Genomic DNA, 15,526 nt, shown 5'->3' with positions numbered 1-15,526 from the left:
GTGTGGGGTGTGGCCGTGGGTGCATACTATTGGGTCCTGGAGGACCAGCCGGCATCCCTGTGTGGGGTGTGGACTGAGACTTCTGGCCCGGGGTCACGGAACGTGTTGTTCGTGGGTTCGGGATCGACCGTACGTTGAGAACTACACAGTGGACGCGAGCATCTTCGCAACATCGCATTGCCTTTTTGGGGTGGTGGGGTGTTGCAGATACTAAATTTCATTGGTCACATGCCCGCATTTGTGTGGGTGTGTGTTTCTGATTACTTATGTGATTTCAAGTTTCTAAGAGCAAACGGTGGATGCCTTGGCATCTGGAGCCGAAGAAGGACGTCGTAATCTGCGATAAGCCTCGGGGAGCCGATAAACGGGCTGTGATCCGAGGATTTCCGAATGGGGAAACCCCGCCAGGGCGCGTGCGTACCTGGTGACTCCCGCCTGAATATATAGGGCGGGTTGAGGGAACGTGGGGAAGTGAAACATCTCAGTACCCACAGGAAGAGAAAACAACAGTGATTCCGGTAGTAGTGGCGAGCGAACCCGGATGAGGCTAAACCGTGCATGTGTGATACCTGGCAGGGGTTGCATGTATGGGGTTGCGGGACATGCCGTGAGAGGCTGCTGACTCTCGAGCGTGAGTGTGAAGCTATAGGAGAACCGCTTGGAACGGCGGACCGGAGTGGGTGAGAGTCCCGTATCCGAAATGGTTTTACCGCGTGGTGTGTATCCCAAGTAGCACGGGGCCCGAGAAATCCCGTGTGAATCTGTCAGGACCACCTGATAAGCCTAAATACTCCCAGATGACCGATAGCGGACTAGTACCGTGAGGGAAAGGTGAAAAGTACCCCGGGAGGGGAGTGAAAGAGTACCTGAAACCGTTTGCTTACAATCCGTCGGAGCCAGCTTGTTCTGGTGACGGCGTGCCTTTTGAAGAATGAGCCTGCGAGTTAGCGATATGTGGCGAGGTTAACCCGTGTGGGGTAGCCGTAGCGAAAGCGAGTCTGAATAGGGCGATTCAGTCGCATGTCCTAGACCCGAAGCGAAGTGATCTATCCATGGCCAGGTTGAAGCGTGTGTAAGAGCGCGTGGAGGACCGAACCCACTTAGGTTGAAAACTGAGGGGATGAGCTGTGGATAGGGGTGAAAGGCCAATCAAACTTCGTGATAGCTGGTTCTCTCCGAAATGCATTTAGGTGCAGCGTTGCGTGTTTCTTGCCGGAGGTAGAGCTACTGGATGGCCGATGGGCCCTACAAGGTTACTGACGTCAGCTAAACTCCGAATGCCGGTAAGTCAGAGCGCAGCAGTGAGACTGTGGGGGATAAGCTTCATAGTCGAGAGGGAAACAACCCAGATCACCAACTAAGGTCCCCAAGCGTGTGCTAAGTGGAAAAGGATGTGGAGTTGCTGTGACAACCAGGAGGTTGGCTTAGAAGCAGCCACCCTTGAAAGAGTGCGTAATAGCTCACTGGTCAAGTGATTCCGCGCCGACAATGTAACGGGGCTCAAGCACACCACCGAAGTTGTGGCATTCGCATGTAGACAAGCCTTCGTGGTTCAGTTGTGCGGATGGGTAGGAGAGCGTCGTGTGGCGAGTGAAGCGGCGGAGTGATCCAGTCGTGGATGCCACACGAGTGAGAATGCAGGCATGAGTAGCGAAAGACGGGTGAGAAACCCGTCCTCCGGAAGACCAAGGGTTCCAGGGTCAAGCTAATCTGCCCTGGGTAAGTCGGGACCTAAGGCGAGGCCGACAGGCGTAGTCGATGGACAACGGGTTGATATTCCCGTACCGGCGGTAAACCGTCAAAGACCTAACCAGTAGTGCTAAGCAATCCAATATTCCGCGGATCCTTCGGGTGATGTGGGGTGGCGGCTGCGAACCCGAACTGGGGTGGTGAGCGTGAGGTGTGACGCAGGAAGGTAGATGGTCCCGGGCGATGGTTGTCCCGGGCTAAGCGTGTAGCCTGCGGGATAGGCAAATCCGTCCCGCGTGAAGGGTGAGATGCGATGGGGACCCGTATGGGGAAGTCATTGATCCTATGCTGCCGAGAAAAGCATCGACGTGAGGTTTGCTGTTGCCCGTACCCCAAACCGACTCAGGTGGTCAGGTAGAGAATACTCAGGAGATCGAGATAATCATGGTGAAGGAACTCGGCAAAATGCCCCCGTAACTTCGGGAGAAGGGGGGCCATCCACTTATTAGGATTTACTCCGAAAGGGTGTGGTGGCCGCAGAGACCAGTGGGAAGCGACTGTTTACTAAAAACACAGGTCCGTGCCAACACGCAAGTGGACGTATACGGACTGACGCCTGCCCGGTGCTGGAAGGTTAAGAGGAGAGGTTAGACCTTGGTCGAAGCTTTGAATTTAAGCCCCAGTAAACGGCGGTGGTAACTATAACCATCCTAAGGTAGCGAAATTCCTTGTCGGGTAAGTTCCGACCTGCACGAATGGCGTAACGACTTCCCAGCTGTCTCCACCGTGAACTCGGCGAAATTGCAGTACGAGTAAAGATGCTCGTTACGCGCAGAAGGACGGAAAGACCCCGTGACCTTTACTACAGCTTGGTATTGGTGTTCGGTGTGGCTTGTGTAGGATAGGTGGGAGACTGTGAAGCAGGGACGCTAGTTCTTGTGGAGTCATTGTTGAAATACCACTCTGGTCATATTGGATATCTAACTACGGACCCTGATCGGGTTCTGGGACAGTGCCTGGTGGGTAGTTTAACTGGGGCGGTTGCCTCCCAAAAAGTAACGGAGGCGCCCAAAGGTTCCCTCAACCTGGTTGGCAATCAGGTGGCGAGTGTAAGTGCACAAGGGAGCTTGACTGTGAGACTGACAGGTCGAGCAGGGACGAAAGTCGGGACTAGTGATCCGGCAGTGGCTTGTGGAAGCGCTGTCGCTCAACGGATAAAAGGTACCTCGGGGATAACAGGCTGATCTTGCCCAAGAGTCCATATCGACGGCATGGTTTGGCACCTCGATGTCGGCTCGTCGCATCCTGGGGCTGGAGTTGGTCCCAAGGGTTGGGCTGTTCGCCCATTAAAGCGGTACGCGAGCTGGGTTTAGAACGTCGTGAGACAGTTCGGTCCCTATCCTCTGCGCGCGTTGGAGATTTGAGAGGATCTGACCCTAGTACGAGAGGACCGGGTTGGACGGACCTCTGGTGTGCCAGTTGTTCTGCCAAGGGCATGGCTGGTTGGCTACGTTCGGGATGGATAACCGCTGAAAGCATCTAAGCGGGAAGCCGGCCTCGAGATGAGATCTCCCTACACCTTGTGTGTGTGAGGCTCCCAGTAGATGACTGGGTTGATAGGCCAGATGTGGAAGCACGGCAACGTGTGGAGCTGACTGGTACTAATAAGCCGACGACTTGATTTCTACCCCACTTGATGGGGGCATAACATAATCAGTAACGATGATCGCGTCCACTTTGTGGTTCTTGACGTACGGCCACACCAACCCCTACCGGGGGGTGGGTGGTCACATGTTAATAGAGTTACGGCGGCTATAGCGTCAGGGAAACGCCCGGTCACATTCCGAACCCGGAAGCTAAGACTGACTGCGCCGATGGTACTGCACTCGGGAGGGTGTGGGAGAGTAGGACACCGCCGGACACCTTTTATCGAGGGTCGTACAGGGCATTGCCACAGCTGGCAGCCCCGTACGGCCCTCGAACCATTTCTAGACTTATATTTGAACAGCGCCCTTCAGGAGGTACCCCATGAACGATCGACCCGAGCGAGACGGCTCAGCCGATCGCGGGCCCCGGAAAGGCGGCAACGGCCACCGCGGCGGCGACGCCGGCCGCGGACAGCGCGGCGGCAACGACCGCCCGCGCCGCGAGGGCGGCTATCAGCGCCGTGACGGCGACCGGCCCCGCACCGACGGCGAGCGTCCCCGCCGCGAGGGTGGCTACCAGAAGCGCGAAGGTGGTTACCAGAAGCGCGAGGGCGGCTACCAGCGCCGCGACGGTGATCGTCCCCGGTACGAAGGTGATCGCCCGCGTCGCGATGACCGGCCCCGACGTGAGGGCGGCTACGAGCGTCGCGACGGTGAACGTCCGCGGTACGACGGTGACCGTTCCCGTCGCGAGGGCGGCTACCAGAAGCGTGAGGGCGGGTTCCAGCGTCGCGACGGTGATCGTCCCCGGTACGAGGGCGATCGCCCGCGTCGCGATGACCGGCCCCGCCGTGAGGGCGGCTACCAGCGTCGCGATGGTGATCGTCCCCGCTACGACGGTGAGCGTCCGCGTCGCGAGGGTGGCTACCAGAAGCGTGAGGGTGGCTACGAGCGTCGCGACGGCGACCGTCCTCGCCGCGACGGTGATCGTCCCCGCTATCAGGGGGATCGCCCGCGCCGCGACGACCGTGGCTCCGACCGCGGCTTTGATCGCCGCGACGACCGAGGCTTCGACCGCGGCGCCCAGGGCCGTGGCGGCACGCGCGGCGGCGGTCGCAGCGACCGCGGCGGCCGCGACCGCGAGTACACCGAGGCGGAGCGCCTGCAGCACGAGCTGCGCCCGGTCCGCGCGGAGCACCGCGACCCCATCATCCCCGACGACATCGAGGCGCGGGATCTCCACCCCGCCGCCCGCAACGAGCTCAAGACGCTGCAGGCCGACGTGCAGGAGCGGGTCTCCCGTCACCTCGCGATGGTCGCGCTCCTCATCGACGACGACCCCGAGCTCGCGCACCAGCACGCGCTCTCGGCGAGCCGCCGCGCCGGCCGGATCCCGGTCGCCCGCGAGACGCTCGCGATTACCGCGTACCGCACGGGCGACTTCGCCCTCGCGTTGCGCGAGCTGCGCACCTACCGCCGGCTGAGCGGGCTCGAGGGGCACGTCGCGCTCATGGTCGACTCCGAGCGCGGCCTCGGCCGCCCGGAGAAGGCCCTCGAGACGGGCCTCGCGATCGACACGACCAAGCTCGACACTGAGCAGCGCGTGCACCTCGCGATCGCCATGTCGGGCGCGCGCCTCGACCTCGGGCAGACGCAGCAGGCCCTGTTCGAGCTCGAGATCCCCGAGCTGAACCCGCGGAAGGCCTTCTCGTGGAGCCCCGAGCTCTTCGGCGCCTACGCCGCGGTGCTCGAGGACCTCGGCCGCACCGCGGAGGCGGCCGAGTGGGTCGCTCACTCCGACCGCGCCGCCGCGGCCCTCCAGGAGCACCTCGGCGGGCTCGACGAGCTCGAGGTGTTCGAGATCCACGAGTCGGAGCCCTTCGAGGAGGACACCTTCAAGGCGGAGGCAGACGAGTCGGAGCAGGATCCGGAACCGGCTCAGGATCCGGAGCCCACTGAGGATCCGGAGCCCACTGAAGCACCGGAGCCCGCGAACCTCGAGGACGCGATCGGGGCCGAGGTCGACGAGCTGCTGGCCGAGGCCGGCATCACGGATGACGAGCCGGACAGCCCAGCGTCCACGACCCCCGAGCCGGGGAGCGAGTCCGGGGAGCAGGCCTAATGGCCCTCTTCGGCCGCCGCCGCGCCGAGGCCGGTCCCGCGCCGATCGAGGGCCGTGAGCTGCTGCTCGCGGACCTCGACGGCGTCGTGTACCGCGGCCCCGGCGCGATCCCCGGCGCGGTCGAGGAGCTGAACCGGGCGGCCGAGCGCGCCCGCGTCGGCTACCTCACGAACAACGCCTCGCGCACGGATCGCGCGGTGGCCGAACATTTGAGCGGCCTCGGCCTCCGCGCCACGGCCGACGACGTGGTGACCTCGCCGCAGGCGGCGGTCGCGCTCCTGCGCCAGACCGTGCCGCAGGGCTCGCGCGTGCTCGTGATCGGGGGAGACGGGCTCGTCGACGAGCTCGGCAAGGCCGGGTACGAAGTGACGCGCAGCGCCGACGACGATCCCGCGGCCGTGGTGCAGGGGTTCTCGCCCGAGGTCGGCTGGGTGCATCTCGCCGAGGCAGCCTTCGCGCTCGCCGAGCGGGAGGACGGCACGCAGCTGCCCTGGATCGCGACGAACACCGACTGGACCATCCCCGTCGCCCGCGGCCTCGCGCCGGGCAACGGCACGCTCGTGTCTGCAGTGCACACCGCGGTGCAGCGCCTCCCGGTGTTCGCCGGGAAGCCCGAGACCCCCATCTACGAGGCCGCGTTCGAGCGCTTCGGCACGCGTAACGCGCTCATGCTCGGCGACCGCCTCGACACCGACATCAAGGGCGCACGCGCCGCCGGGATCCCCTCGCTGCACGTGCTCACGGGCGTCGATCGGCCGAAGCAGCTGGTCGCGGCGTCGCGGGACATGCAGCCGGACTTCATCGTCGCCTCGCTCGCCGAGCTGCACGAGCCGTACCCCGTGAGCGAGCAGCTGAAGGACGGCTCGTTCCGCGTCGGCTCCGCGCGGGTGCGCATGGACGGGCACATCGCCGTCGTCGTCTCCGAGGGGGACTCCCCGATCGAGCTGCTGCGCGCCGGATGCGCCGCGATCTGGGCTTCCGGGCTCGCGATCTACGGCCTGAAGGTGCCAGAGATCATCTACGAGGATCACTGGCGCTGAGCCGCGCCGCGCACCACCCGTGCGTGTCGGGGGTCGGCGGTAGGCTGGGATCATGACCGAGAACGAGGATCGTGGGCCCGGCCCGAGCGCTGGTTCGAACGCCGGTTCGAGCGTCGGTTCGAACGCCGACGAGCTGCTCGGCCGCGTCGAGGTCATCGAGGCGCAGCCGCTCGAGGAGCGGGCGATCGGCTTCGAGCAGCTCCATGACGAGCTGCTCGCCGAGCTGCAGCGGGGCGACCGCGGTGGGGCCTGAGCTGCCGGGGGATCCCGCGCGCTCTGTTGCGCCAGCGCATGCTGGCGCGCCCGCGCACTCAGCCGTGTGGGCCGGCGAGCCGACCAGGATCGACCGCGTGCTCCCCGAGCTCGGGCTCGCGCGCTCGCGCAGCCGGGCGGCGGAACTCGTCGCCGAGGGTCGCGCGCTCATCGACGGCGCCCAGGCTTCGAAGGCCGGAGCCCGCGTCGGCACGGGCGCGCTCGTCGAGCTCGTCGGCGAGGATCGCTTCGTGAGCCGGGCGGCCAATAAGCTCGAGCTCGGGCTCAGCGAGTTCGGGATCGACCCCACGGGCGAGGTCGCGCTCGACGTCGGGGCCTCGACGGGCGGCTTCACCCAGGTGCTGCTCGAGCGCGGCGCGCGCACGGTGCTCGCGGTCGACGTGGGGCACGACCAGATCGTGACGGAGCTCCGCGACGACCCGCGCGTGCGCGTCGTCGAGGGCCGCAACGCCCGGGAGCTCACCGCGGAGAACCTCGCGGCAGACACGGGGGTCGACGAGGCGCCAGGTGTCGTCGTCGCGGACCTCTCCTTCATCTCGCTCGGGCTCGTGCTCGCGCCCATCGCGGCGTGCGCCGCCCAGGGTGCCCAGTTTGTATTCCTGATCAAGCCGCAGTTCGAGGTCGGCAGGGTGCGCGACGGCGTCGTCACCGACCCCGCGCAGTGGGCTGCGGCGATCCGCGCGGTGCTCGGCGCGGCCGCGCGCTGCGGCCTCGCGGCCCGCGGGCTCGAGGCCTCGCCGATCGCGGGCGGCAGCGGTAACCGGGAGTTCCTCGTCCACTTCCAGCGCGATCCGGATCCGGATCCGACAGAATGGGAGACGCGGATCGCCGAGCTCATCTCGGCGGAGGCCCCGCCCGGGTTCCGGGCGGCGCCCAGCACGACGAACGAGGCCGAGGAGGGCGGGCGATGAGCGAGGCGAACACGCAGAGCGAACGGCGCTTCCTCATCGTCTCGCACACGCACCGCGAGGAGGCGATCCAGGCGACCGTCGAGGCCATGTCGACGCTCCAGCGCGCGGGCGTCACGGTCGTGCTGCACGCCGACGACCGCGCGGAATTCGCGCCGCACGTCGACACGACCACCGTCGCCGTGCTCGGCGATGAGGTGCCGACGACCGACCTCGAGGCGGCCATCGTGCTCGGCGGCGACGGCACGATCCTGCGCACTGCGGAGCTGCTCCGCGGATCGGAATGCCCGATCATCGGCGTGAACCTCGGCCATGTCGGGTTCCTCGCCGAGATGGAGAGCTACGACCTCGCGTCCACGATCGACCGCGTGCTGCGCCGCGACTACACGGTCGAGGAGCGCCTCACGATCGAGGTGCGCGCCACGTGCAACGGCGACGTCATCGCCGACACCTGGGCGCTCAACGAGGCGAGCGTCGAGAAGCAGCGCCGCATGCTCGAGGTCGAGATCGGCGTCGACGGCCGCCCCGTCTCGAACTTCGCCTGCGACGGCATGGTCGTCGCGACGCCCACGGGCTCGACGGCCTACGCCTTCTCGGCGGGCGGGCCCGTCGTGTGGCCCGGCGTGCAGGCCATGCTCATGGTGCCGATCGCGGCGCACGCACTCTTCAACCGCCCGCTCGTGACGGGCACGGACTCCGAGCTCACGGTCCGGATCCTGCCCGAGAACATCGGCCCCGGCGTGCTCTGGTGCGACGGCAGGCGCCGCACCGAGCTGCCCGCGGGATCCATCGTCATGGTCCGCCGCTCGGCACACTCGGTGCGCCTCGCGCGCCTCAACGAGGGCGTCTTCTCCGATCGCCTCGTGCGCAAGTTCCACCTGCCGGTCTCCGGCTGGCGCGGCAGCCGCCGCGAGGGCGAGGGGATCGCATGATCGAGGAGCTCCGGATCCGGGATCTCGGGGTCATCGCCGACACGACGCTGCCGCTCGGGCCGGGGTTCACCGCGATCACTGGCGAGACGGGCGCGGGAAAGACGATGGTCGTGAGCGCGCTCGGCCTGCTCATGGGCGAGCGGAGCGACGCGGGGGCGGTGCGCTCCGGCGCGGCCCAGGCGCGCGTGAACGGGATCATCCGGACAGTGGATCCCGAGGTCGCCGAGCTCGTGGAGGAGATCGGCGGCGACGTCGAGGAGGGCGAGCTCGTGCTCTCCCGCACGGTGAGCGCCGAGGGGCGCAGCCGCGCGAGCGTGGGCGGGGCGAGCGCGCCGGTGGGCAGCCTCGGCAGGCTCGCCGACCACCTGTTCGCCGTGCACGGGCAATCCGAGCAGCTGCGGCTGCGCTCGCAGTCGGCGCAACGCGACACGCTCGACCGCTTCGGCGGCGACGAGCTCGCGGGCGTGCTCGCCGAGTACCGGGCGGCGCACCGCGGTCGCGCGGAGCTCGAGGCGACGGTCGTGGAGCTCACGGCCGCGCGCGACGAGCGGGCGGCCGAGGCCGAGCGCCTGCGGGCGGAGCTGGAGGAAATCTCGGGCGTCGATCCCGTACCGGGTGAAGAAGCCGAGCTCACGCGCCGGATCGAGGTGCTGAGCAACGTCGAGGCGCTGCGTGCCGCGACGTCGACGGCGCACGAGGCGCTCGCGAGCGAGTCGGACGACCCGCTCGTGCGCGACGCGACCTCGCTCGTCGACGAGGCCGCCAAGGAGGTCGAGCGCGTCGCGGACCACGACGAGCGGCTCGGCGAAGTGCTCGAGACGCTCCGGGCCGCGAGCCTGCAGCTCTCGGAGGCGGCGCGCGAGCTCGCGTCCTACGCCACCGACCTCGACGAGGAGGGGCCGGGGGAGCTCGCACGCGCGAACGACCGGCTCGCGGATCTCACGGCGCTGTTCCGCCGCTACGGGGAGGACTCGGCGGCGGTCGTCGAGTACTCGCGCGTCGGCGCCGGCCGCCTCGCCGAGCTCGACGGCGACGACGAGCGGATCGATGAGCTCGCCGCCAGGCTCGAGGCCGAGCGCGAGCGCGAGCGCGCCCTCGCCGAGCGGCTGAGTGCGCTGCGCAGCGAGGCCGCCGGGCGGCTCTCGGGGCTCGTCACGGCCGAACTCAGGCAGCTCGCCCTGCCCGACGCCGACTTCATCGTGAGCGTCTCGCCGCTCGAGACGCTCGGCGGATCCGGCGCCGACGAGGTGCAGCTGCTGCTCGCCCCGCACCCGGGGGCGCAGCCGCGGCCGATCGCGAAGAGCGCGTCGGGCGGAGAGCTCTCTCGCGTCATGCTCGCGCTCGAGGTCGTCGTGGCCGGGGTCGATCCGGTGCCGACGTTCGTCTTCGACGAGGTCGACGCCGGCGTCGGCGGAGCCGCCGCGATCGAGATCGGCAGGCGGCTCGCGCGGCTCGCGCGCTCCTCGCAGGTGATCGTGGTCACCCACCTCGCCCAGGTCGCCGCCTTCGCGAACAACCACCTGCAGGTCGTGAAGGACTCCGCGGGAGGGTTCACCGAAAGCAGCTGCACGCGGCTCGACGGCGAGGCGCGCCTCGCCGAGATGGCGCGGCTCCTCTCGGGGCTCAGCGACTCGGGGAGCGCACTCGAGCACGCCGCGGAGCTGCTCGCGCTGCGCGAGGCCGACTAGCGGCTCGGCCGCGCGCCTCAGATGTGCGACACCCGTCGAAGAGTGGAATGTTCCGTCAGTTCGCTGCCGTCCGTGTCGGTGGCCGGTGCTACGCTCCACACATGGTGAAGATCTTCGACCGGTTCAGGGGCGCTAGACGCTTCGAGCCCGAGTCACCCCGAGCACAGGCTGAAAAGGTGAAAGTCCTGAACAGCCACCCCGACGTCGTGCACGCCGACATGGAGCAGATGGACGCGATTACGCGCGAGATGTATCGCGACGCGCGGGAGGCTGCCGTCGACGCCCAGGAGGAGCGGGCGCACGATCGCACGCAGCCGTTCGTCGTGCGCAACCCCTTCCAGCTGGGCTTCACGGTCACGCTGGGCGTGCTCGTCGCCGTGCTCGTCGGTACGATCTTTGGCCAGTTGACCACGATCATCATGTACGTCGTCGCCGCGCTCTTCGTCGCGCTGGGCCTCGACCCGCTCGTGCGATGGCTCGAGCGCAAGGGCGTCAAACGTCCGCTCGGGATCGGACTGGTGTTCGGCACGTTCGTGCTCGTGATCGCCGGCCTCCTCGCGATCATCATCCCGATGATCGCGAATCAGATCTCGCTCCTCATGCAGAGCGCGCCCACGCTCTTCCGCGACATCTCCACATCGACGTGGTTCGACGACCTCAACGAGCGCTTCGGCCAGTTCATCGACTTTGACGGGCTCGTGAAGTCCGGCCAGGATCTCATCGGCAACCCGGAAAACTGGGCGCAGGTCGCCGGCGGTGTCTGGAAGGCGGGGATCGGGATCGCGAACGGCCTCACGGCGGTGCTCATCGTACTGATCCTGACCCTGTACTTCCTCGCCTCACTGCGCACGATCAAGCGGGCCTTCTACTCGCTCGTGCCGCGGTCGGGCCGCATGAAGGTCATGGACATCACGGAGCAGGTCACCAAGTCGGTCGGCGGCTACGTGAGCGGCATGGTGATCCTCGCGTTCATCAACGCGGTGCTCGGCTTCATCATGATGTCGATCGTGGGGGTGCCGTTCGCGGGCCTCGTCGCCGTCGGCGTCTTCCTGCTTGCGCTCATCCCGCTCGTCGGCTCGGTCATGGCGACCGTGCTCGTCGCCGGCGTCGCGCTCTTCAACTCGCCCATCACGGCCCTCATCGCAGCGATCTACTACCTCATCTACATGCAGATCGAGGCGTACCTCCTGACCCCGAGGATTATGAACCGCGTCGTGTCGGTGCCCGGCGCCCTCGTCGTGATCGGGGCGCTCGCGGGCGGCACGCTCCTCGGGCTCCTCGGCGCGCTCATCTCGATCCCGGTCACCGCGATGGTGCTCATGATCATCAAGCAGGTGTGGATGCCGAGACAGGAACTTCGCTGATCCGGCGGTCGAGCGATTTGCTTTTCGACTTCAACTGATAGGATCGAAGCCCGTGGGAACAGAGCAGCGCGCGGACAAGTCAGGCACGACCAAGCACATCTTCGTCACCGGAGGTGTGGTCTCCTCTCTCGGTAAGGGTCTTACGGCTGCAAGCCTCGGGAATCTCCTCACGGCGCGCGGTCTGCACGTCGTGATGCAGAAGCTGGATCCGTATCTGAATGTGGATCCCGGAACGATGAACCCGTTCCAGCACGGCGAGGTCTTCGTGACCGATGACGGCGCTGAGACCGACCTCGACATCGGGCACTACGAGCGCTTCCTCGGGATCAACCTCTCGCAGGCGGCGAACGTGACGACGGGGCAGATCTACTCGACCGTCATCGCGAAGGAGCGCCGAGGCGAGTACCTCGGCGACACCGTGCAGGTGATCCCGCACATCACGAACGAGATCAAGCGCCGCATGCGCCTGCAGGCGGAGGAGGTGCCGAGCCCCGACGTGATCATCACGGAGGTTGGCGGCACGGTCGGCGACATCGAGTCGCAGCCCTTCCTCGAGTCGGCGCGCCAGGTGCGCCACGAGCTCGGCCGCAACAACGTGTTCTTCGTGCACGTCTCGCTCGTGCCCTTCATGGGCGCCTCGGGCGAGCAGAAGACGAAGCCGACGCAGCACTCGGTCGCGACGCTGCGCTCGATCGGCATCCAGCCCGACGCGCTCGTGCTCCGCAGCGACCGGCCGGTCACGGAGGACAACCTCCGCAAGATCGCCCTCATGTGCGACGTCGACGAGAGCGCGGTCGTCAACGCGATCGACGTTCCCAGCATCTACGACCTCCCGAAACTCCTGAACGACCAGGGCCTCGACCGGATCATCGTCGAGAACCTCGGCCTGGCCGAGCGCTCGACCGATGTTGATTGGACCGGCTGGCAGCCCGTGCTCAACGCCGTGCACCACCCGAAGGGCGAGGTCACGCTCGCGCTCGTCGGCAAGTACATCGACCTGCCGGACGCGTACCTCTCGGTCACCGAGGCGCTGCGAGCCGGCGGCTTCGCGCACTCGACCAAGGTCAACATCAAGTGGGTGCCTTCGGACGACTGCGAGACCCACGAGGGCGCCCGCGAGGCGCTCGCCGACGTCGACGGCATCTGCGTGCCCGGCGGCTTCGGGATCCGCGGCATCGAGGGCAAGCTCGGCGCGCTGCGCTTCGCCCGCGAGAACGGGATCCCCACCCTCGGCCTCTGCCTCGGCCTGCAGTGCATGGTTATCGAGTACGCGCGCAACGTCGCGGGGCTCGAGGGCGCGTCCTCGACCGAGTTCGATCCGGAGACCCCGGTTCCTGTCATCGCGACGATGGCGGAGCAGGTCGACATCATCGACGGCGGCGACCTCGGCGGCACGATGCGCCTCGGCCTCTACGAGGCGGCCCTCGCCGAGGGATCCCTCGCGGCGAAGGTGTACGGCGCGCCCTCCGCGAGCGAGCGCCACCGCCACCGCTACGAGGTGAACAACCGCTACCGCGAGCAGATCGCCGAGGCCGGCCTGTCGTTCTCGGGCACGAGCCCCGACGGCTCGCTCGTCGAGTACGTCGAGCTGCCCACCGACGTGCACCCCTTCTACATCGCCACGCAGGCGCACCCCGAGCTGCGCTCGCGCCCCGGCAAGCCGCACCCGCTCTTCGCGGGGCTCGTCGAGGCCGCGATCGGACGCCGCGAGGCCCAGCGCCTCTTCGAGGTCGACGGCGGTGAGTAGCCAGCCCGCAGGCGCCCCCGCGCAGGATCCCGACGGGATCCTCGCGGACGAGCGCGCGGAGGTCGAGATCCTCGACTCCGAGCTGCTCGTCCGGGGGCACGTGTGGGATGTGCGCCGGGACCGCTTCCGCTTCGGCGGGGGCGAGCTCGTGCGCGACTACATCGATCACACCGGCGCGGTCGGCGTGCTCGCCCTCGACGACGCCGACAACGTGCTCGTCATCAGGCAATACCGCCACCCGATCGGGCAGCGCGACTGGGAGATCCCGGCCGGCCTCATGGACGCGCCGGGGGAGCCGGGCCTCGCCGCGGCGCGGCGCGAGCTCGCCGAGGAGGCCGATCTCGCGGCCGCCGAGTGGCACCTGCTCAGCGACCTCTTCCTGTCGCCCGGCGGCACGAGCGAGGCCATGCGGATCTTCCTCGCCCGCGGGCTCACCCCGATCGCGCACGACTTCGAGCGCACGGAGGAGGAAGCCGAGCTCGTGCCCCGCTGGGTGCCGCTCGACGAGCTCGTCGACGCCGTGCTCGCCGGGCGCGTGAAGAACGCGGTGACGGCGAACGCCGCGCTCGCGGCAGCCGCCTCCCGCTCGCGCGGGTGGGCGACGCTGCGCGATCCCTCGACTCCCTGGTCCGCCAGGGAATCCTCGCGGGGAGAACGGTCGCGCTGATGACCACGGGTGTCTCGCCGTCGGCGGGCGCCGAGCGCTTCCTCCGCCACGTCGCGATCGAGCTCGGACTCTCGCCCCACAGCCAGGCCGCCTACCGGCGCGACCTCGCCGCCTACGGCGACTGGCTCGCCGGCCGCGGCGTCTCGGACCTCGCCGAGGTGACGCCCGCGACGCTCGCCGAGTACGTGGCCGAGCTCGGCGGGGGTGGGGTTGGCGGTTCTGCTGGTGCCGGATCCGGATCCGGATCCGGATCCGAACCCGGCGGCGGTACCGGCGCCGGCGCCGGCAAGCCGCTCGCGCCCGCCTCGATCACCCGCAGGCTCTCGACCGTGCGCAACATGCACCGCTTCCTCTTCGAGGAGGGCCTGCTCAAGGCGCACGCCGGGGCGGGCGTGCGCACCCCGAAGAAGGCGCAGCGGCTCCCGAAGGCGCTCCCGATCGAGGACGTCGAGGCGCTGCTCGCGGCCGTCGGCGGGGACGACCCGGTCGCGCTCCGCGACCGCGCCCTGCTCGAACTGCTCTACGCGAGCGGCGCCCGCGTGAGCGAGGTCACCGCGCTCGACGTCGACGACCTCCTCGCCGCCCCCGGCCGCGGCGACGCGTGGGGCGACCCCGAGCGCGCCCTCGGCGACGGCGGATTCCTGCGCGTCACCGGCAAGGGCGCGAAGCAGCGCATCGTGCCCTACGGCCGCTTCGCCGGTGCGGCGCTCGCCGCCTACCTCGTGCGGGCGAGGCCCGGCATGGCCGAGCGCGGGCGCGGCACCCCCGCGCTCTTCGTCGGGCCGCGGGGCGCCAGGCTCTCGCGTCAGAGCGCGTGGCTCGTGATCAGGGCCGCAGCCACGCGGGCCGGGATCCGGAGCGAGATTTCCCCGCACACGCTGCGCCACTCCTTCGCGACGCACCTGCTCGCGGGCGGCGCCGACGTGCGCACCGTGCAGGAGCTGCTCGGTCACGCCTCCGTCACGACGACGCAGATCTACACCCAGGTCACCGCGGACACCCTCCGCGAGCACTACCTGAGCGCGCACCCCCGCGCGCGGTAGGGGCGCTCCTGAGTTGACGATCTTCGGGCGTGCGCGAGGTCGCGTGGGCCGTAAGGCCCCATTCGCGCGCGTGATTGGGGCTTTGCGGCCGACTCGGCGCGGGGAATGGGGCCTTACGGCCGACTCGGGGTGGGGAATGGGGCCTTGCGGCCGACTCGGCGCGAGGTGTGGGGTGCGAGCGCGGGGTGCGAGGTGCGAGCAAAGCTTGGGTTCGGCGCTCGCGGGTGGGTGCCCTGAGTTGACGATTTCCGCGGGTGCGGATCCTTGAGTTGACGATTTTCGGGCGTGCGCGGGATCGAGTGGGCCCGTAGGCCCCATTCGCGGGGCTGAATGGGGCTTTACGGCCGACTCGGGGTGGGGAATGGGGCCTAAGGGCCGACTCGGCGTGAGGCTCGCGGGTAGAGTCC

Annotated in this window: 11 protein-coding genes and 2 rRNA genes; 12 read left to right on the top strand and 1 reads right to left on the bottom strand. The window is 67.9% G+C overall.

Features of this window, described 5'->3' with window-relative positions; translation table 11 throughout:
* The first annotated feature begins 272 nt into the window (after positions 1–272).
* Positions 273–3,374 (top strand): 23S ribosomal RNA (locus ACOPJ3_RS13100).
* Between the two features lie 119 nt (positions 3,375–3,493).
* A 5S ribosomal RNA gene (gene rrf / locus ACOPJ3_RS13095) occupies positions 3,494–3,610 on the top strand.
* A gap of 134 nt (positions 3,611–3,744) precedes the next feature.
* On the opposite strand, the gene ACOPJ3_RS13090 is transcribed toward rrf, so the two are convergent.
* Complete coding sequence (locus ACOPJ3_RS13090; protein ID WP_427869606.1) at positions 3,745–4,641, bottom strand: hypothetical protein; 897 nt, start codon at positions 4,639–4,641, stop codon at positions 3,745–3,747.
* On the opposite strand from ACOPJ3_RS13090, the gene ACOPJ3_RS13085 reads away from it, so the two are divergent.
* The 10 genes from ACOPJ3_RS13085 (at position 4,618) to ACOPJ3_RS13040 (ending at position 15,119) form a co-directional block, all read left to right on the top strand.
* On the top strand, positions 4,618–5,457 hold the full coding sequence (locus ACOPJ3_RS13085) for a hypothetical protein (RefSeq protein WP_427869605.1): 840 nt from the start codon (positions 4,618–4,620) through the stop codon (positions 5,455–5,457). The two genes, ACOPJ3_RS13090 and ACOPJ3_RS13085, sit on opposite strands and share 24 nt — an antisense overlap.
* On the top strand, positions 5,457–6,497 hold the full coding sequence (locus tag ACOPJ3_RS13080) for an HAD-IIA family hydrolase (protein ID WP_427869604.1): 1,041 nt from the start codon (positions 5,457–5,459) through the stop codon (positions 6,495–6,497). Before ACOPJ3_RS13085 ends, ACOPJ3_RS13080 begins: the two co-directional genes overlap by 1 nt.
* 52 nt (positions 6,498–6,549) lie before the next feature.
* Entirely contained in the window at positions 6,550–6,750 is a 201-nt protein-coding gene (locus tag ACOPJ3_RS13075) for a hypothetical protein (protein WP_427869603.1), read from the top strand.
* Positions 6,701–7,681 (top strand): TlyA family RNA methyltransferase, encoded by a 981-nt coding sequence (locus ACOPJ3_RS13070; protein WP_427869602.1) that lies wholly within the window; start codon positions 6,701–6,703, stop codon positions 7,679–7,681. Before ACOPJ3_RS13075 ends, ACOPJ3_RS13070 begins: the two co-directional genes overlap by 50 nt.
* Entirely contained in the window at positions 7,678–8,610 is a 933-nt protein-coding gene (locus ACOPJ3_RS13065; protein WP_427869601.1) for an NAD kinase, read from the top strand. The genes ACOPJ3_RS13070 and ACOPJ3_RS13065 overlap by 4 nt, the downstream gene beginning before the upstream one ends.
* On the top strand, positions 8,607–10,298 hold the full coding sequence (gene recN / locus ACOPJ3_RS13060; RefSeq protein WP_427869600.1) for a DNA repair protein RecN: 1,692 nt from the start codon (positions 8,607–8,609) through the stop codon (positions 10,296–10,298). The genes ACOPJ3_RS13065 and recN overlap by 4 nt, the downstream gene beginning before the upstream one ends.
* Positions 10,299–10,399: 101 nt before the next feature.
* A complete protein-coding gene (locus tag ACOPJ3_RS13055) occupies positions 10,400–11,662 on the top strand; it encodes an AI-2E family transporter (protein ID WP_427869599.1) in 1,263 nt (420 codons plus the stop codon).
* A gap of 52 nt (positions 11,663–11,714) precedes the next feature.
* Positions 11,715–13,409 carry a CTP synthase gene (locus ACOPJ3_RS13050; RefSeq protein WP_427869598.1) on the top strand — a complete coding sequence of 565 codons (1,695 nt, stop codon included), beginning with the start codon at positions 11,715–11,717 and terminating at the stop codon, positions 13,407–13,409.
* Positions 13,402–14,076, top strand: coding sequence for an NUDIX domain-containing protein (locus ACOPJ3_RS13045; RefSeq protein ID WP_427869597.1), 675 nt, complete (start codon positions 13,402–13,404; stop codon positions 14,074–14,076). The genes ACOPJ3_RS13050 and ACOPJ3_RS13045 overlap by 8 nt, the downstream gene beginning before the upstream one ends.
* Positions 14,076–15,119: a site-specific tyrosine recombinase XerD gene (locus ACOPJ3_RS13040; protein WP_427869596.1), complete on the top strand. Its 1,044-nt coding sequence runs from the start codon at positions 14,076–14,078 to the stop codon at positions 15,117–15,119. Before ACOPJ3_RS13045 ends, ACOPJ3_RS13040 begins: the two co-directional genes overlap by 1 nt.
* Positions 15,120–15,526: the final 407 nt, after the last annotated feature.

The sequence above is a fragment of the Leucobacter luti genome (genome assembly GCF_050310065.1).
Classification (GTDB): Bacteria; Actinomycetota; Actinomycetes; order Actinomycetales; family Microbacteriaceae; genus Leucobacter; species Leucobacter luti_B.
The sequence above is the reverse complement of the archived record's forward strand: the minus strand, read 5'-3'. Positions and strand labels throughout refer to the sequence as shown.